Below are 15603 nucleotides of genomic sequence, written 5' to 3'. Positions count from 1 at the left end.
CGAAGGCCCCGGCCGTTCACGGCCAGGGCCCTTCGGGTCATTCAGCGGGCAGGTATTCTACAACTTCCAGGTCGAAACCGGATATCGCGTTGAACTTCATCGGCGAACTCATCAGGCGCATCTTGCGCACCCCGAGGTCGCGGAGAATCTGCGAGCCGGCACCGACGGTGCTGTAGGTGGAGGGCGTGGTTACCTTGGTCTCGGTGCCCAGCTGGCGCTCCAGGTGCGCCAGCAGCTGCGGGCCGGTCAGCGGGTTGCCCAGCAGCAGCACCACGCCGCTGCCGGAGGCGGCCACTTCCTTCATCGCCGCGCGCAGGCTCCAGCGACCGGACTGATTGACCATGAACAGGTCGCGCAGCGGGTCCATGTTGTGCACGCGCACCAGGGTCGGCTCTTCCGGGCTGATCTCGCCCAGGGTCAGCGCCATGTGCACGTCGCCTTCCACGGCATCGCGGTAGGTCACCAGGTTGAAGTGCCCCAGTTCGCTGTCCAGCGGCTGCTCGGCGATGCGCTCGACAGTGCGCTCGTGGATCAGGCGGTAGTGGATGAGGTCGGCGATGGTGCCGATCTTGATCCCGTGCTCGGCGGCGAAGGCCTCCAGCTCGGGGCGACGGGCCATGGTGCCGTCGTCGTTCATGATCTCGCAGATCACCCCGGACGCCTCGAAGCCGGCCATGCGCGCCAGATCGCAGGCCGCCTCGGTGTGGCCGGCACGGGCCAGCACGCCGCCGGGCTGGGCCATCAGCGGGAAGATGTGGCCGGGGCTGACGATGTCCTCGGCCTTGGCGCCCTTGGCAGCGGCCACCTGCACGGTGCGCGCACGGTCGGCGGCGGAGATGCCGGTGGTGACGCCTTCGGCCGCCTCGATGGAGACGGTGAACTTGGTGCCGAAGCCGGAGCCGTTGCGCGGCGCCATCAGCGGCAGCTTGAGCAGTTCGCAGCGCTCGCGGGTCATCGGCATGCAGATCAGGCCACGGGCGAAGCGCGCCATGAAGTTGATGTGCTCGGCCTGCACGCACTCGGAGGCCATGATCAGGTCGCCTTCGTTCTCGCGGTCCTCGTCATCCATGAGGATGACCATCTTGCCCTGGCGGATGTCTTCGATCAGTTCGTCAACGGTATTGAGAGCCATGGGCCCTCCTTAATGAATTCAGCGGTTGAGGGGCATCTCTAAAAACTACCTGCGTTGTCATCGCGGCGTTAAAAACAGGCTCAAAATGCTCATTTACCGCACGTAAACTGCGCTTTTTCGCCTGTTTTTGCCTTGCGCTGACGGCCTCGCCTACGTTTTTAGATGCGCCCCGAGGTAGCCGTGTTCGGCGAGGAAACCTTCGGTGATGCCGGACGCCTGGGGCTCGGCGGCCTTGTCGCCCAGCAGCAGGCGCTCCAGGTAGCGGGCCAGCAGGTCCACCTCCAGGTTCACCCGGCGGCCGGGCCGGTAATCCACCATGATGGTTTCCGCCAGGGTGTGCGGGACGATGGTCAGCTCGAACTCGGCGCCATTGACCGCGTTCACCGTCAGGCTCGTGCCGTCGACGGTGATCGACCCCTTCAGGGCGATGTACTTGGCCAGTTCACGCGGCGAGCGGATCCTGAATTGGACGGCGCGGGCGTTGTCTTCCCGGGCGATCACTTCCCCGATGCCGTCGACATGGCCGCTGACCAGGTGGCCGCCAAGGCGGCTGGTGGGGGTCAGGGCCTTTTCCAGATTCACCGGGCTGCCCGGCTTGAGGTCGTCGAAGGCGGTGCGCGCCAGGGTCTCGCGGCTGACGTCGGCCCAGAAGCCGTTGCCAGGCAGTTCCACGGCGGTGAGGCAGACACCGTTGACGGCGATGCTGTCGCCGAGCTTGACGTCGCCCAGGTCCAGCTTGCCGGTCTCCACCAGGACCCGGACGTCACCGCCCTTGGGGGTGATGGCGCGAATGGTGCCGATGGCTTCGATTATGCCGGTGAACATGGAGCCTCCCGAGTCATGGAGCGGCCGCCATGGGCAGCCTGGGCGAGGACCGGCACGCGAACGGCCAGGGCCGCGCGGTTCGGTCGAAGGGGGTTGAGCATGTCGATCTCCTGTTTGGTGAGAAACAGGGCTCTGGATCGAATGGGACTTCGCGGACGCGCGAACGCGCACCCAGGCGGGCAATCCCGTTCTCTCTTCATCCGGACTGTGACCGTCGGCCCCGGGATCACACCGGGTCTGCTGACCTTCCCCTCGCCGTGGCGACCGGGAAGCGCTCGCGGGCTATGCGCGTGGCGCAATTACCGCCGGTGGGGACTTCCACCCCGCCCTGAGAACGTTTCGGCCTTCCATTCCAGAAGGCCGAGCGCGTTTTTAACACAGGGCGCGGCCTGCTCCAAGCCAGTCGTTTCGATGGAAATGATCAGCTATCGAGCAACAGGAGGCAGCGGCACGGCGATGATGCGCCAGTCGTCACCGACGGCACGCACGTCGGTGATCTTCAGCTGCGGCGCCTCGGCCATCCGCGCCAGGGGCCAGTCCAGCAGGGGACGGGCGCTGGAGCCGAGCAGGCGACCGGCCATGAAGATCTGGAATTCGTCCACCAGGCCCGCCCGGGCGAAGGCACCGGCCAGGCGCGGACCAGCCTCCACCAGCACCTCGTTGGCCCCGCGCGAACCCAGCTCCAGCAGCAGGCGACGCAGGTCGACATGGCCGTTGCTGCTCGGCACGGCCAGCAGTTCGTGGCCCTCCTCCTGGAAGCGATCCCGCGCCGAGGCCACGGCGCAGGTGGCCACCAGGGCCTTGCCGGCCTGGTAGAAGGGCGCGGAGAGCGGCACCCGCAGGCGGCCGTCCACCAGCACGCGCAGCGGCGGGCGGGTCACGGCCAGGGCGGTCAGTTCGGCGTTCAGGCCCAGCTCGTCGGGGCGCACGGTCAGGCGGGCGCCGTCGGTGAGCACGGTGTCGGCACCGGTCAGCACCACGCTGGCCCGCGCCCGCAGGCGCTGCACGGCGGCACGGGCGGCCGGGCCGGTGATCCACTGGCTTTCGCCACTGGCCATGGCGGTGCGGCCGTCCAGGCTCATGGCGAGCTTGACGCGGACGAAGGGCAGCCCGGTTTCCATGCGCTTGATGAAGCCGGCATTGAGCGCGCGCGCCTCGCTCTCCAGCACCCCGGACTGCACGGCAATGCCGGCGTCCATCAGGCGCAGCAGGCCACGGCCGGCCACTTGGGGATTGGGGTCCTGCATGGCGGCGACCACCCGGGCGACGCCGGCGTTCACCAGCGCATCGGCACAGGGCGGGGTCCGCCCATGGTGGCTGCACGGCTCCAGGGTCACGTAGGCGGTGGCCCCCCGGGCGCGCTCACCGGCCTGGCGCAGGGCGTGCACCTCGGCGTGGGGCTCACCGGCGCGGGCGTGCCAGCCTTCGCCGACCACCTGGCCGTCACGGACGATCACGCAGCCGACGCGGGGATTGGGGTGGGTCGAATAGAGGCCCTTGCGAGCCAGTTCCAGCGCACGGGCCATGAAGGCCTGGTCGGATGCGGTCATGCCTTAGTCTTTGGAGGGCTCACGGGCCAGCCGCTCGATTTCCTCGCGGAACTCGTTGAGGTCCTGGAAGCGGCGATAGACCGAAGCGAAGCGGATGTAGGCCACCTCGTCGAGCTTCTGCAGCTCGACCATCACCAGCTCGCCCAGCACCCGCGACTTCACCTCGCGCTCGCCGGTGGCGCGCAGCTTGTGCTTGATGTGGGCGATGGCCTCTTCGAGACGCTCGATGCTCACCGGGCGCTTCTCCAGCGCCCGCTGCATGCCGGCACGGAGCTTGTCCTCGTCGAAGGGCTGGCGGCTGCCATCCTGCTTGATCAGGCGTGGCATCACCAGTTCGGCGGTCTCGAAGGTGGTGAAGCGCTCCTCGCAGGCCAGGCACTCGCGGCGACGGCGGACCTGATCGCCTTCCGCGACCAGTCGCGAGTCGATCACCTTGGTGTCATGGGCGCCGCAGAAGGGACAGTGCATGGCAGGGAGGGGGCTATGGCGGAAAAGAAGGCCACATGGTAGAGCGCATCTCCCTGGCAAGACAAGCAACCGGGGTTTGAGCTATAAGGCCGCGCACACCGCCTGTACCCCCTTGGCCAGGAGTCATGATGCGCCCGCTCTACATCCTTTCCCTCGCCGCCCTGCTGGCCGCCTGCGCCGGCGAGCCGCCCGCCGAACCCGCACCGGCAAAACCGGTCGCCAAGCCCGCCGCCGAGCAGCCGTTGCCCGCTTACATGCGCGCGCTGGACGGCCAGTTGCTGGGCGCCCCCGCCGGCAGCGACGTGGAGCTGGCCTTGCTGGCGGTGGACAACCGCGACCGCCCGCTGCGCCTGCTCGGCAGCCTCCGCCTCGACGGCACCGGCACGGCCCTGCCCTTCCGCCTGACCTTCAACCCCGAGGCCTTCCCCCAGGACCTGCGGGTGGAGCTGCGCGCCCGGGTCAGCCAGTCCGGCCAGTTGATCCAGCGCCTCGCCCCACGGCGCATCCCGGCGGCGGAAAGCCAGTCCCTGGGCGCCCTGCAGCTGGAGACCGTGCCATGACGCCGCCCTCGACACTGCAGGCCCCGCTCGCCCAGTTGCTCGGCGATGCCCAATTGCGCGCCGAGACGCTGCCAGGCACCGACCTGCGCCTCTGGCTGATCGACGCCGACAACATGGACCGTGCCTTCGACGCCGACGAGACCCGGCGCATCCTCGAAGAGCCGCCCTACTGGTGCTTCTGCTGGGCCAGCGGCCTGGCCCTGGCGCGCTGGTTCGCCGAGCAGCCCCACTGGGTCGCCGGCAAGCGCGTGCTGGACTTCGGCGCCGGCTCCGGCGTGGCGGCCATCGCCGCCGCCAAGGCCGGCGCGGCGGAAGTGGTGGCCTGCGACCTCGACCCGCTGGCTCTGGAGGCCTGCCGCGCCAATGCCGCACTGAACGGCGTGACGCTCGGCTACAGCGCCGACTTCTTCGCCGAGGCCGATCGCTTCGACTTGGTGGTGGTGGCCGACGTGCTCTACGACCGCGCCAACCTGCCGCTGCTGGACCACTTCCTCAGCCGGGGCCGCGAGGCGCTGGTGGCCGACTCCCGCGTGCGCGACTTCGCCCACCCGCTGTACCGCCGCCTGGCCATGCTGGAAGCCTGCACCTGGCCGGACCTGGCCGAGCCCGAGCAGTTCCGCCACGTGAGCCTGTACCACGCCGCCCGCTGAACCGCCGGATGCGCCACGCCGCTCGCCCCCACCCGGTAGGCGCGCGGCGTTAGCGGCCGTATGATTCGCCCACTCTCTTCCCTGCGCTTACGGAATCCACGATGAGCGACACGCCCTACATCTTCGACGCCACCGCCCTCGACTTCGACCAGTCGGTGATCCAGAACTCCTTCCACAAGCCCGTGCTGGTGGATTTCTGGGCCGAGTGGTGTGCCCCCTGCAAAGCCCTCATGCCGCTGCTGGCACAGATCGCCGAGTCCTACCGGGGCGAGCTGCTGCTGGCCAAGGTCAACTGCGACGTCGAGCAGGACATCGTCATGCGCTTCGGCATCCGCAGCCTGCCCACCGTGGTGCTGTTCAAGGACGGCCAGCCGGTGGACGGCTTTGCCGGTGCCCAGCCGGAGTCCCAGATCCGCGCCATGCTCGCCCCCCACGTTGCCGAACCGGCACCGGAAGCCGCCGACCCGATGGAAGCGGCCCAGGCCCTGTTCGACGACGGCCGCATCGGTGATGCCGAGGCCGTGCTCAAGCAACTGCTGGGCGAAGACAACAGCAACGCCCCTGCGCTGATCCTCTACGCCCGCTGCCTCGCCGAGCGCGGCGAGCTGGGTGAAGCCCAACTGGTGCTGGATGCGGTCAAGGGCGACGAGCACAAGCAGGCCCTGGCCGGCGCCCGCGCCCAGCTGGCCTTCCTGCGCCAGGTGAACGACCTGCCCGAGGCCGCCGCCCTGAAGAGCCGCCTGGCCCAGGACGCGGGCGACGACGAAGCCAGCTACCAGTTGGCCATCCACCAGTTGGCCCGCCAGCAGTACGAACCGGCCCTGGATGCCCTGCTGCGGCTGTTCGTGCGCAACCGCAACTACGGCGAAGGCCTGCCCCACAAGACCCTGCTGCAGGTGTTCGACCTGCTGGGCAACGACCACCCGCTGGTCACCACCTACCGCCGCAAGCTGTACCAGGCGATCTACTGATCGCCCTGCCAGGCCGCCCCATCAGGGCTGCCTGGCCGCCTCTCCCGCCTCAGCCCTTCCAGACATACACCGGCGCGTCCGCCCCGGCTTCCAGCTGCACCTGCTCGCAATGGCGCAGGCGCACCAGCAGGCGCTTGCCGGCTGCCGCGCTGCCCGCCAGGGCCTCCAGATCGGCCAGCAGGCGCGGGCCTTCCAGACGGCCGGCCTCGCGCAGCAGCCCCAGGGCGGCCTCCCAGCGTGGGTCCGCCTGCCGGGAAGGGGCGGCCGCTGGTGGCGCAACCGGCTCGGGCGATGCTGCCGGGGCCACGTGCAATTGAGCGCCCAGGCGCTGCCAGTCCTCCTCGTCCATTTCCACCGTCAGGTCCACCGGCCAATCACCGATCCGTCCGCGAATGCGCAGCATGCAAGGTTCCTCGATAAACGACGCGCCATGCTCTCACGCCTCTGGAAGCCGGCCCACAGTTGTTATAACGTAACGCCGCTTTTCACCCGCATCTGGAGACTCCCATGCGCCGCCTGCTGCTCGCCCTGCCCTTCGCACTGCTCCCCCTGGCCTTCTCCGTCCAGGCCCATGAACACGACGATCACGACCACGAAGGCCACGGCAGCCTGGGTGCCCACGAGCACGGTGTGGCCCGCCTCAACGCTGCCCTGGACGGCAGCACCCTGGAGCTGGAACTGGAAAGCCCGGCCATGAACCTGGTGGGCTTCGAGCACGAGGCCCGCAGCGATGCCGACAAGGCCGCCGTGGCCAAGGCCCGCGCCGAGCTGGAAAAACCCCTGGCCCTGTTCGCCCTTCCCGAAGCCGCCGGTTGCAAGGTGTCAGAACAGGAACTGGAAAGCCCGCTGTTCGGCAACGCCCCGGAAGAGGCCCACGAGCCCGAGCACAAGCACGAGGACGGCGATGAGCACGACCACGCCCACAGCGAGATCCACGCGCGCTACCACCTGGAATGCGCAACGCCGGCCAAGCTGACCGGGCTGGACCTCAAGGGCCTGTTCACGCGCTTCCCCGCCACCCAGAAAATTCAGGTACAACTGATCGGCCCGAAGGGCCAGCAGGGCGCCGAACTGACCCCCGCAGCCCCCTTCCTGAGCTTCTGATCCCCCGATGAGCCGGCCGGGGCAACCCGGCCGTCCGTACATGAGCCAGACACTGATCGACATCACCGACCTGGGATTCGCCTGGCCCGGCCAGGCCGAGTTGCTGGACATCCCCGCCTTCACCCTCAACAGCGGTGAAACCCTCTTCCTCAAAGGCCCCAGCGGCAGCGGCAAGACCACCCTGCTGGGCCTGCTGGGTGGCGTCCAGGCGCCCGGGCGCGGGCATGTCCGCCTGCTCGGCCAGGACCTCGGCGCCCTCTCATCCGGGGCCCGCGACCGCTTCCGGGTGGACCACACCGGCTACATCTTCCAGCAGTTCAACCTGCTGCCGTTCCTCTCGGTGCGCGAGAACGTCGAGCTGCCCTGCCGCTTCTCCCGCCTGCGTGCCCAGCGTGCCAGCCAACGCCACGGCAGCGTGTCGGCCGCCGCCGTGACCCTGCTCGGCCACCTCGGCCTCGGCGAGGCCCTGCTGGAGCGCCGCGCCGACGCCCTGTCGATCGGCCAGCAGCAGCGGGTCGCCGCCGCCCGCGCGCTAATCGGCCAGCCGGAGCTGCTGATCGCCGACGAGCCCACCTCGGCCTTGGACGCCGATGCCCGCGAAAGCTTCCTGCGCCTGCTCTTCGACGAATGCCGCGACGCCGGCACCAGCCTGCTCTTCGTCAGCCATGACCAGAGCCTGGCCCCCCTCTTCGACCGCAGCCTCTCGCTGCTGGACCTGAACCGCGCAGCCCGCCCGCTGGAGGCCTGAGATGCACCTGCTACGCCTGGCCCTGGCGAGCCTCGCCAACCGCCGCTTCACCGCCCTGCTCACGGTCTTCGCCATCGCCCTCTCGGTCTGCCTGCTGCTGGCGGTGGAGCGGGTGCGCACTGAGGCCCGCGCCAGCTTCGCCAGCACCATCAGCGGCACCGACCTGATCGTCGGCGCCCGCTCCGGGTCGGTGAACCTGCTGCTCTACTCGGTGTTCCGCATTGGCAACGCCACCAACAACATCCGCTGGGAGAGCTTCGAAGCCATCGCCCAGGACAAGCGGGTGAAATGGGCCATCCCGATCTCCCTCGGCGACTCCCACAAGGGCTACCGGGTGATGGGCACCAGCGAGGCCTACTTCGAGCACTACCGCTACGGCCGCGCCCAGCCGCTGAAGCTGGCCGAAGGCAAGCCCTTCGCCGACCTGTTCGACGTGGTGCTCGGCGCCGAAGTGGCCGAGGCGCTGAAGTACAAGCTGGGCGATCACATCGTACTGGCCCACGGCGTCAGCACCGTCAGCCTGGTGCAGCACGACGACAAGCCGTTCACCGTGGTCGGCATCCTCGAACGCACCGGCACCCCGGTGGACCGCACCCTGCACATCTCCCTGGCCGGCATGGAAGCGCTGCACGTGGACTGGCAGAACGGCGTGCCCGCGCGCGGTAACGGCAAGGTCAGCGCCGACCAGGCCCGGGCCATGGACCTGCAGCCCAAGGCCATCACCGCCTTCCTGCTGGGGCTCAACAGCAAGATCGCCACCTTCGCCCTGCAGCGGCAGATCAACGAATACCGGAGCGAGCCGCTGCTGGCGGTGCTCCCCGGCGTCGCCCTGCAGGAGCTGTGGAGCCTGATGGGCACGGCCGAGAAGGCGCTGTTCGTGGTCTCGCTGTTCGTGGTGCTCACCGGGCTGATCGGCATGCTCACCGCCATCCTCACCAGCCTCAACGAACGCCGTCGGGAAATGGCCATCCTCCGCTCCGTGGGCGCGCGTCCCTGGCACATCGGCAGCCTGCTGGTGCTGGAGGCCTTCGCCCTGGCCGTGGCCGGTGCGGTACTCGGGCTCGGCCTGCTGTACCTCGGCATCGCCGTCAGCCAGGGCTACGTGCAGGCCAACTACGGCCTCTACCTGCCCCTGGCGCTGCCCTCCAACTATGAGTGGACACTGCTGGGCGGTATCCTGGCCGCCGCCCTGCTGATGGGCAGCGTGCCGGCCTGGCGCGCCTATCGACAATCCCTGGCCGACGGCCTCTCCATCCGCCTGTGAGCTGCGAATGAAACGTGCCCTGCTGACCCTGCCGGCCCTCCTGCTGCTGGCCACCACCGCCCTCTGGGCGGGGGATGTGCGTGAACTGACCTGGTCGGAGATGATCCCCGCCGACGCCCCGCCGCCTCCGCCGCCCGCCCCGATCCACGACCTGTCGCAGCTGGCCGACTCCCTGGCCAGCGAGTCCGGCCCGGCGGCCACCCAGCAATCCCCGGCCGCCCCGGTGGTCAAGGAACTGGACGGCCAGGAGGTGAAACTGCCCGGCTACATCGTCCCGCTGGACGTCACCGAGGAAGGCCGCGTGACCGAGTTCCTGCTGGTGCCCTACTTCGGCGCCTGCATCCACGTCCCGCCGCCGCCGTCCAACCAGATCGTCCACGTCACCACCGAACTGGGCGTGCTGATGGATGCGCTCTACCAGCCGTTCTGGATCGAAGGCCCGCTGCAGGTGAAAGCCTCCACCAGCGAACTGGCCGAAGCCGGCTACCAGATGGAGGCGAGCAAGATCTATCCGTACGAATCCCAGTGAAAACGGCGGGGGCTAACAGGCCGCTGAAGACGTTGGCGAGGCCGCCGATGCAAGGCGAAAGCGGCCGAAAAAGCGCAGTTTACGTGGTGTAAATGAGCATTTTGATCGGACTCGCGCACGAGGGTGCCTTCAACGCCGCAGCGGCAACGCAGCCCGTTTTTCAGTGGCCTGTTTAGCAAGCCTGCTAACGAATCCGCATCGGTATTGAGCTAGATCAAGGCGAATGGGGGGCCGGTTCCCTGAAACTGCGCCACAGCCAACACAGCTCAAGACCTGGAGCCCTCCATGAAAAAGTCGTTCCTCGCTGCCTCTCTTCTCGCACTGGCCGTGGCTGCACCCATGGCCCAGGCCCACCAGGCCGGTGACATCCTGATCCGCGCCGGCGCCATCACCGTCAACCCGGAAGCCGATTCCTCCAGCGTGAAGGTGGATCGCGGCGGCCTGGCCGGCACCGACCTGGGCGGCAAGGCCACCATGAGCAGCGACACCCAGCTCGGCCTGAACTTCGCCTACATGCTGACCGACAACCTGGCCATCGAACTGCTGGCGGCCACCCCGTTCGAGCACGACGTGAAGATCAAGGGCACCGTCCTCGACGCCGCCAACGGCAAGCTGGGTACCCTGAAGCACCTGCCGCCGACCCTGAGCCTGGTGTACTACCCGCTGGATCCGAAGTCCGCCTTCCAGCCCTACGTGGGCGGTGGCATCAACTACACCTGGATCTATGACGAGCACGTCGGCAGCCAGGCAACCGCCGCCGGCTTCGACAACTTCAACGTGAAGAACTCCTGGGGCCTGGCCTGGCAGGTCGGTGCCGACTACATGCTGACCGACAACGTCATGCTGAACGCCCAGGTCCGCTACATCGACATCGACACCCGCGCCTACGTGGACAACAACGCCCTGGGCGTGCGTGCCAAGGTCAACGTCGACGTCGACCCGTGGGTCTACATGGTCGGCCTGGGCTACAAGTTCTAAGCCCTGCTGCACAGAACAAAGGCGCCTTCGGGCGCCTTTTTCGTTTGGGCTGCTGCGGTCCCGGGGTGAAGCCCTAGGGTGAAAGCGAGCGGAAAGAAGAAAGGCGCCCGGAGGCGCCTTTCTCATGGAGCGGCTCAGCGGCCGAGCAGTTCGGCCAGGCCCTTGGCCAGGGGCGTCGGCTCGGGGAAGTCGAAGCGTGCCAGCAGGCGCTGGTTGTCGGCCAGGGAGTGGCGGATGTCCCCCGCACGCCCGGGCGCATGGCGGATCTCCGGCAGGCCACCCACCACCTTGCCGATGGCCGCCAGCAGTTGGTTCAGGCTGGTGGACTGGCGCAGGCCGACGTTCACCGCCCCCACCTCCACAGCCGGCATCTCCAGCGCCTCGGCCAGCACCTGCACCAGGTCGCCGACGTAGAGGAAGTCACGGGTCTGCTCGCCATCGCCAAAGACGGTGATGGGCGAACCGGCCAGCGCCCGCTCGGTGAAGATGCTGATCACCCCCGAGTAGGGCGACGACGGGTCCTGGCGCGGGCCGTAGATGTTGAAGAAGCGGAAGATCGCCGGCTCCAGGCCGTGCTCGCGCCGGTAGAAATCCAGGTAGTGCTCGCTGGCCAGCTTGTCCGACGCGTAGGGCGTCAGTGGCGCCTTGGCGGTGTCTTCGTCGATGGCCTGGCCTTCGCCGTTCTGGCCGTAGACCGCCGCGCTGGAAGCGAACAGCACGCGCTTCACCCCGTAGGTGCGCATGGCTTCGCAGACGTTCAGGGTGCCGATGAAGTTGGCCTGGTGGGTCGCCACCGGGTCATCCACCGAAGCCTGTACCGAGGCCACGGCGGCCAGGTGCGCCACCGCCTTGCAGCCGGCCATGGCACGCGCGACCACCGCCGCATCGGCCACATCGCCCTCGATCAGCTCCAGGCGCGGGTTGTCCAGTGCCAGGTTGCCGGGCTTGCCGGTGGAGAGGTTGTCCAGCACGCGCACTGCGTGCCCGCGGGCCAGCAACTGGTCCGCCAGGTGCGAACCGATGAAGCCGGCGCCGCCGGTGATGAGGATGGGATCAGCCATGTCGGTAGTAGCGGTCCAGCAGGGCCGGCAGGGCCGCACGCCAGGCGCGCGGCTTGATGCCGAAGGTGTGGAAGATCTTCTTGCAGGCCAGCACGGCGTGCTGCGGTTCGTCCGCCGCGTCGGGGCGGGCCGCGTGGGCCTGCGGGGTGATGTCCTGCACCTTCAGCGGGTGCAGGGCGCGTGCTTCGGTGAGCACCGCCTGGCCCAGGGCCAGGGTGGTGGTCGCTTCGTGGGCGCCGTAGTGGTAGGTGCCCCACAGCGGCGCGGCGCAGTCCAGCTGCTTGAGCACTGCCAGCATGACTCGCGCGGCATCGTCGGCCGGGGTCGGGTTGCCACGGCGGTCGTCCGCCAGGCAGATCTCGTCGTCCCGCTCGGCGCGGACCAGGAAACGGCCCAGGGTGCCTTCGCGGCTGTCGTCCAGCAGCCAGCCGAAGCGCAGCAGCACGTGGCGCGGGCACAGGGCGCGAACGCTCTGTTCGATGCGCCAGAGGGACTGGCCACGCAGGCTCAGGGGAATAGTCTCGTCCTTCTCGCTGTAGGCCGTGGCGCGGGCGCCATCGAAGACCCGGTAGCTGGAAGGCTGCAGCAGCACGATGTTGTGGTGCTGGCACAGCTCGGCGAGGCGCTCCACCGACCGCTCCTGGGCCGCGAAGCGCTCAGCGCTCACGTCTTCGGCCTGGAACCAGTCGAAGTAGTAGGCGAGGTTCACCACCGCGTCGGGGCGGGTGTCGTCGAGCAACTGCGTCAGGCTGGCGGCGTCCCAACCCTGCTCGGGCGGGCGCGGGGCGAGGAACCCCACATCATCCTCGGCACCCAGGCGAATCAGCGCCTGTCCAAGGGCATTGCCACCGCCCAGCAGCATCAAGCGCATTCGCATAAGGAGTCAGGTCGCTCAAGGCCGAAGTCATACGGACGGGCCGGCCAAAGGCCGGAAAGGCTGCATTCTGCGGGTTTCACAGCGGTACGTCACTACAGGCCCGCCGAAAAGCCAGGGCGGATCGGGGCGGGCAAGGCGAACGCAGGCGAAAAAGCCGGCATCCGGCAGGCAACAACCGGCGATATGCAGTGAACCTCCCGCGACCGGGCCGTCACTCGCCCGGCCGGTACAGGTGCGCATGCCCGGCGCGGTACAGCGACGAGTCGGCAAAGCCCTCGGCCGCCAGCACCTCCCCCACCAGGATCAGCGCCGTCCGGCGGAAGCCCACGGCCCGCACCTTCTCGGCGATGTCGGCGAGGGTGCCGGTGACCTGGGCCTGGTCCGGCCAGCTGGCGCGGTGGATCACCGCCACCGGGCAGGCCGGCCCGTAGTGCGGCAGCAGTTCGGCGACGATCTCCTCGATCCGGCTCACCCCCAGGTGGATCGCCAGGGTCGCCCGGTGACGGGCCAGGTCCCCCAGGGACTCGCCCTCGGGCATCCGCGTCTTGCTGGCGTGGCGGGTGAGGATCAGCGTCTGCGACACCTCCGGCAGCGTCAGCTCGCAGCCCAGCAGGGCCGCGCAGGCCGCCGTGGCGGTGACGCCCGGCACGATCTCGTAGGGAATGCCGCGCTCGCGCAGGTGGCGGATCTGCTCGCCGATGGCGCCATACAGCGACGGATCGCCCGAATGCACCCGCGCCACGTCCTGGCCCCGAGCATGGGCCTCGGCCAGCAGCGCAACGATCTGCTCCAGGTGCAGCTCGGCGGTGTTCACCACCTGCTGCGCCTGGTGCCCCTCCAGCACCGCCTCCGGCACCAGCGAACCGGCATAGAGGATCACCGGGCAATGGCGGATCAGCCGCTGCCCCTTCACCGTGATGAGTTCCGGATCGCCCGGACCGGCGCCAATGAAATAGACCGTCATGGCCGTTCAGCCTCCAGGTGGATGCAGGCCAGCGCGCAGGTCGCGCGGGCACTGCGGCGTTTGTCGAGCAGCAGGTGCGAAGGCCCCTGCCCCAGCCGATCGGCCAGCGCCAGGGCCGCTGCCTCGGCCACCCCCGCACTGCCTGCCAGGGCGCGGACCCGCTCGGACGGCTGGCTCAGGCGCGCCTCCAGAGCATTCAGCGCCTCGGGGGAAACGCCCTGCAACGGCAGGTTGCGCTCCGCCGCCAGCGCCTGCAGGCCCGGCTCCAGGGCGCGGTCCTCGCGGGTCGACAACGCCGCCAGGCACGCCGGCGGCACCCCGGCCTCGGCCAGGCAGGCATCCAGCAAGGCCCCCAGTTCCGCCGTCGTGCAGCCCTGGCGGCAGCCGAAACCGGCCACCAGCGAAGGCGGCGTCAGGGAAGGAGCAGCGGGGTTCATGGCGTGGCAGGCGACCGGGCGGGAAAAATCCGCGCAAGGACAGCACGGGCCCGACGAGGCGTCAACCAACGCGATTGACCGCCGCCCGGGCCCTGCGTAGCCTTCCGTCCTTTCGAGGTTCTCCAGCGAGCGCTGGAGCTAAGAGGGAACGTGGTCCAAGCCACGGCTGCCCCCGCAACTGTAAGCAGCTGATGCCCTGTCCACAGCCACTGCCCACGGGCGGGAAGGCGGACCCGGCGGCGCCCCGCGCCAGGCTGCGAGCCAGGAGACCTGCCTCGGCGAATTTCCAGACAACCGGGCGGGGTGATCCGGTGGCGAATACCTCCAGTGGGCCCGGCCCGCTGCATTCGTCATGCCCGCCACAGAGCACCTGAGAGGCGCGCATGAAAACCCTGGCCAAGCTCCCCGTCACCATCGTCACCGGCTTCCTCGGTGCCGGTAAGACCACCCTCCTCCGCCACATGCTGGACAACGCCCAGGGTCGCCGCATCGCGGTGATCGTCAACGAATTCGGCGAGCTGGGCATCGACGGCGACATCCTCAAGCAATGCAGCATCGGCTGCAGCGAGGAAGAGGCCGTGGGCCGCGTCTTCGAACTGGCCAACGGCTGCCTGTGCTGCACCGTGCAGGAAGAGTTCTTCCCGGTCATGCGCGAGCTGGTGGCGCGCCGTGGCGACCTCGACCAGATCCTCATCGAGACCTCCGGCCTGGCCCTGCCCAAGCCCCTGGTGCAGGCCTTCCAGTGGCCCGAGATCCGCAACGCCTGCACCGTGGACGCGGTGATCACCGTGGTCGACAGCCCCGCCGTCGCCGCCGGCACCTTCGCCGCCTTCCCCGACCAGGTGGACGAGCAGCGCAAGCAGGACCCGAACCTCGACCACGAATCGCCCCTGCACGAACTCTTCGAAGACCAGCTGGCCAGCGCCGACCTGGTGATCCTCAACAAGACCGACCTGCTGGATGCCGACGCCCTGGCCGCCGTACGCGCCGAAGTCAGCGAAGAGCTGCCGCCGGCGGTGAAGGTGGTCGAGGCCGCCTCCGGCAAGCTGCCGCTGGACGTGCTGCTGGGCCTGAACGCCGAAGCCGAGCTGCACATCGACAGCCGCCCCACCCACCACGATCACGAAGAACACGAGGACCACGACCACGACGAGTTCGACTCCTTCCACGTCGACCTCCCGGAAGTGGACGAGCGCGCCCTGCTCGCGGCCCTCGGCCAGTTGGTGGAACGCCACGCCATCCTGCGCATCAAGGGCTTCGTCGCCGTCACCGGCAAGCCCATGCGCCTGCTGGTGCAGGGCGTCGGCAAGCGCTTCGACAAGCACTTCGACCGCGCCTGGCGCAGCGACGAGCCCCGCGCCACCCGCCTGGTGGTGATCGGCCAGGAGCTGGACCAGGCCACCATCGCCAACGAACTGCGCACCGCCCTGGCGTAACCGCCGAACCGGCGCCTCTCCCCCCGGGAGAGGGCCGCTCCACCGAGCC

General features: G+C 68.9%; 18 protein-coding genes and 2 riboswitches. Of the genes, 9 read left to right on the top strand and 9 right to left on the bottom strand.

From position 1 onward, the window contains the following. Window positions 1-37 precede the first annotated feature (37 nt). From ribBA to nrdR, 4 genes are all read right to left on the bottom strand, one after another. Complete coding sequence (gene ribBA, locus RTK35_RS23720) at window positions 38-1132, bottom strand: bifunctional 3,4-dihydroxy-2-butanone-4-phosphate synthase/GTP cyclohydrolase II (RefSeq protein WP_074972816.1); 1095 nt, start codon at window positions 1130-1132, stop codon at window positions 38-40. Between the two features lie 150 nt (window positions 1133-1282). Next, the gene (locus RTK35_RS23715; protein ID WP_142012353.1) at window positions 1283-1957 is read right to left on the bottom strand and encodes a riboflavin synthase; all 675 of its coding nucleotides are present in this window, start codon (window positions 1955-1957) and stop codon (window positions 1283-1285) included. Between the two features lie 183 nt (window positions 1958-2140). Further along, window positions 2141-2297: riboswitch (FMN riboswitch) on the bottom strand. 85 nt (window positions 2298-2382) lie between these two features. Beyond that, window positions 2383-3507, bottom strand: coding sequence for a bifunctional diaminohydroxyphosphoribosylaminopyrimidine deaminase/5-amino-6-(5-phosphoribosylamino)uracil reductase RibD (gene ribD, locus RTK35_RS23710; protein WP_044402519.1), 1125 nt, complete (start codon window positions 3505-3507; stop codon window positions 2383-2385). A gap of 3 nt (window positions 3508-3510) precedes the next feature. Next, window positions 3511-3975 (bottom strand): transcriptional regulator NrdR, encoded by a 465-nt coding sequence (nrdR, locus tag RTK35_RS23705; protein WP_044402522.1) that lies wholly within the window; start codon window positions 3973-3975, stop codon window positions 3511-3513. Between the two features lie 128 nt (window positions 3976-4103). Between nrdR and RTK35_RS23700 the strand changes: the two genes are divergently transcribed. The 3 genes from RTK35_RS23700 to trxA all read left to right on the top strand — a co-directional run bounded on the left by RTK35_RS23700 (window position 4104) and on the right by trxA (window position 6156). Next, entirely contained in the window at window positions 4104-4535 is a 432-nt protein-coding gene (locus tag RTK35_RS23700; protein WP_236211380.1) for a YbaY family lipoprotein, read from the top strand. Beyond that, window positions 4532-5185, top strand: a complete 654-nt coding sequence (locus RTK35_RS23695) for a class I SAM-dependent methyltransferase (RefSeq protein ID WP_044402528.1) — start codon at window positions 4532-4534, stop codon at window positions 5183-5185. Before RTK35_RS23700 ends, RTK35_RS23695 begins: the two co-directional genes overlap by 4 nt. Window positions 5186-5286: 101 nt before the next feature. Continuing rightward, window positions 5287-6156 carry a thioredoxin gene (gene trxA / locus RTK35_RS23690; RefSeq protein ID WP_044402531.1) on the top strand — a complete coding sequence of 290 codons (870 nt, stop codon included), beginning with the start codon at window positions 5287-5289 and terminating at the stop codon, window positions 6154-6156. Window positions 6157-6205: 49 nt separating this feature from the next. Here trxA and RTK35_RS23685 read toward each other — a convergent pair whose 3' ends face one another. Then, the gene (locus RTK35_RS23685) at window positions 6206-6559 is read right to left on the bottom strand and encodes a hypothetical protein (protein ID WP_074972810.1); all 354 of its coding nucleotides are present in this window, start codon (window positions 6557-6559) and stop codon (window positions 6206-6208) included. 104 nt (window positions 6560-6663) lie between these two features. On the opposite strand from RTK35_RS23685, the gene RTK35_RS23680 reads away from it, so the two are divergent. The 5 genes from RTK35_RS23680 to RTK35_RS23660 all read left to right on the top strand — a co-directional run bounded on the left by RTK35_RS23680 (window position 6664) and on the right by RTK35_RS23660 (window position 10779). Next, complete coding sequence (locus RTK35_RS23680) at window positions 6664-7260, top strand: DUF2796 domain-containing protein (RefSeq protein ID WP_316909140.1); 597 nt, start codon at window positions 6664-6666, stop codon at window positions 7258-7260. 40 nt (window positions 7261-7300) lie between these two features. After that, a complete protein-coding gene (locus RTK35_RS23675; protein ID WP_074972806.1) occupies window positions 7301-8008 on the top strand; it encodes an ABC transporter ATP-binding protein in 708 nt (235 codons plus the stop codon). A 1-nt stretch (window position 8009) separates the two neighbouring features. Next, window positions 8010-9272, top strand: coding sequence for an ABC transporter permease (locus tag RTK35_RS23670; RefSeq protein WP_316909139.1), 1263 nt, complete (start codon window positions 8010-8012; stop codon window positions 9270-9272). A gap of 7 nt (window positions 9273-9279) precedes the next feature. After that, window positions 9280-9801 carry a DUF3299 domain-containing protein gene (locus RTK35_RS23665; protein ID WP_044402546.1) on the top strand — a complete coding sequence of 174 codons (522 nt, stop codon included), beginning with the start codon at window positions 9280-9282 and terminating at the stop codon, window positions 9799-9801. A gap of 285 nt (window positions 9802-10086) precedes the next feature. Next, window positions 10087-10779, top strand: a complete 693-nt coding sequence (locus tag RTK35_RS23660; protein ID WP_142012364.1) for an OmpW/AlkL family protein — start codon at window positions 10087-10089, stop codon at window positions 10777-10779. 134 nt (window positions 10780-10913) lie between these two features. Here the strand turns inward: RTK35_RS23660 and RTK35_RS23655 are convergent, their stop codons facing one another. The 4 genes from RTK35_RS23655 to RTK35_RS23640 all read right to left on the bottom strand — a co-directional run bounded on the left by RTK35_RS23655 (window position 10914) and on the right by RTK35_RS23640 (window position 14118). Then, a complete protein-coding gene (locus tag RTK35_RS23655; protein ID WP_316909138.1) occupies window positions 10914-11840 on the bottom strand; it encodes an NAD-dependent epimerase/dehydratase family protein in 927 nt (308 codons plus the stop codon). Next, window positions 11833-12717 carry a sugar nucleotide-binding protein gene (locus tag RTK35_RS23650; protein WP_074972798.1) on the bottom strand — a complete coding sequence of 295 codons (885 nt, stop codon included), beginning with the start codon at window positions 12715-12717 and terminating at the stop codon, window positions 11833-11835. The genes RTK35_RS23655 and RTK35_RS23650 overlap by 8 nt, the downstream gene beginning before the upstream one ends. Window positions 12718-12928: 211 nt before the next feature. Continuing rightward, the gene (cobM, locus tag RTK35_RS23645) at window positions 12929-13681 is read right to left on the bottom strand and encodes a precorrin-4 C(11)-methyltransferase (protein ID WP_236211387.1); all 753 of its coding nucleotides are present in this window, start codon (window positions 13679-13681) and stop codon (window positions 12929-12931) included. After that, the gene (locus RTK35_RS23640; RefSeq protein WP_236213731.1) at window positions 13678-14118 is read right to left on the bottom strand and encodes a cobalamin biosynthesis protein; all 441 of its coding nucleotides are present in this window, start codon (window positions 14116-14118) and stop codon (window positions 13678-13680) included. Before RTK35_RS23640 ends, cobM begins: the two co-directional genes overlap by 4 nt. Window positions 14119-14216: 98 nt before the next feature. After that, window positions 14217-14411: riboswitch (cobalamin riboswitch) on the top strand. A gap of 90 nt (window positions 14412-14501) precedes the next feature. Between RTK35_RS23640 and cobW the strand changes: the two genes are divergently transcribed. Then, window positions 14502-15554, top strand: coding sequence for a cobalamin biosynthesis protein CobW (gene cobW / locus RTK35_RS23635; protein ID WP_074972792.1), 1053 nt, complete (start codon window positions 14502-14504; stop codon window positions 15552-15554). Window positions 15555-15603: the final 49 nt, after the last annotated feature.

Origin of the sequence: Pseudomonas sp. zfem003, assembly GCF_032621675.1 — a bacterium.
GTDB classification, from domain to species: domain Bacteria; phylum Pseudomonadota; class Gammaproteobacteria; order Pseudomonadales; family Pseudomonadaceae; genus Metapseudomonas; species Metapseudomonas otitidis.
The sequence above is the reverse complement of the archived record's forward strand: the minus strand, read 5'-3'. Positions and strand labels throughout refer to the sequence as shown.

Excerpts from the sequence above, each read along its gene's own strand:
- ribBA (WP_074972816.1), bottom strand. The coding sequence starts at position 1,132 with ATGGCTCTCAATACCGTTGACGAACTGATCGAAGACATCCGCCAGGGC.
- RTK35_RS23715 (WP_142012353.1), bottom strand. The coding sequence starts at position 1,957 with ATGTTCACCGGCATAATCGAAGCCATCGGCACCATTCGCGCCATCACC.
- ribD (WP_044402519.1), bottom strand. The coding sequence starts at position 3,507 with ATGACCGCATCCGACCAGGCCTTCATGGCCCGTGCGCTGGAACTGGCT.
- nrdR (WP_044402522.1), bottom strand. The coding sequence starts at position 3,975 with ATGCACTGTCCCTTCTGCGGCGCCCATGACACCAAGGTGATCGACTCG.
- RTK35_RS23700 (WP_236211380.1), top strand. The coding sequence starts at position 4,104 with ATGCGCCCGCTCTACATCCTTTCCCTCGCCGCCCTGCTGGCCGCCTGC.
- RTK35_RS23695 (WP_044402528.1), top strand. The coding sequence starts at position 4,532 with ATGACGCCGCCCTCGACACTGCAGGCCCCGCTCGCCCAGTTGCTCGGC.
- trxA (WP_044402531.1), top strand. The coding sequence starts at position 5,287 with ATGAGCGACACGCCCTACATCTTCGACGCCACCGCCCTCGACTTCGAC.
- RTK35_RS23685 (WP_074972810.1), bottom strand. The coding sequence starts at position 6,559 with ATGCTGCGCATTCGCGGACGGATCGGTGATTGGCCGGTGGACCTGACG.
- RTK35_RS23680 (WP_316909140.1), top strand. The coding sequence starts at position 6,664 with ATGCGCCGCCTGCTGCTCGCCCTGCCCTTCGCACTGCTCCCCCTGGCC.
- RTK35_RS23675 (WP_074972806.1), top strand. The coding sequence starts at position 7,301 with ATGAGCCAGACACTGATCGACATCACCGACCTGGGATTCGCCTGGCCC.
- RTK35_RS23670 (WP_316909139.1), top strand. The coding sequence starts at position 8,010 with ATGCACCTGCTACGCCTGGCCCTGGCGAGCCTCGCCAACCGCCGCTTC.
- RTK35_RS23665 (WP_044402546.1), top strand. The coding sequence starts at position 9,280 with ATGAAACGTGCCCTGCTGACCCTGCCGGCCCTCCTGCTGCTGGCCACC.
- RTK35_RS23660 (WP_142012364.1), top strand. The coding sequence starts at position 10,087 with ATGAAAAAGTCGTTCCTCGCTGCCTCTCTTCTCGCACTGGCCGTGGCT.
- RTK35_RS23655 (WP_316909138.1), bottom strand. The coding sequence starts at position 11,840 with ATGGCTGATCCCATCCTCATCACCGGCGGCGCCGGCTTCATCGGTTCG.
- RTK35_RS23650 (WP_074972798.1), bottom strand. The coding sequence starts at position 12,717 with ATGCGAATGCGCTTGATGCTGCTGGGCGGTGGCAATGCCCTTGGACAG.
- cobM (WP_236211387.1), bottom strand. The coding sequence starts at position 13,681 with ATGACGGTCTATTTCATTGGCGCCGGTCCGGGCGATCCGGAACTCATC.
- RTK35_RS23640 (WP_236213731.1), bottom strand. The coding sequence starts at position 14,118 with ATGAACCCCGCTGCTCCTTCCCTGACGCCGCCTTCGCTGGTGGCCGGT.
- cobW (WP_074972792.1), top strand. The coding sequence starts at position 14,502 with ATGAAAACCCTGGCCAAGCTCCCCGTCACCATCGTCACCGGCTTCCTC.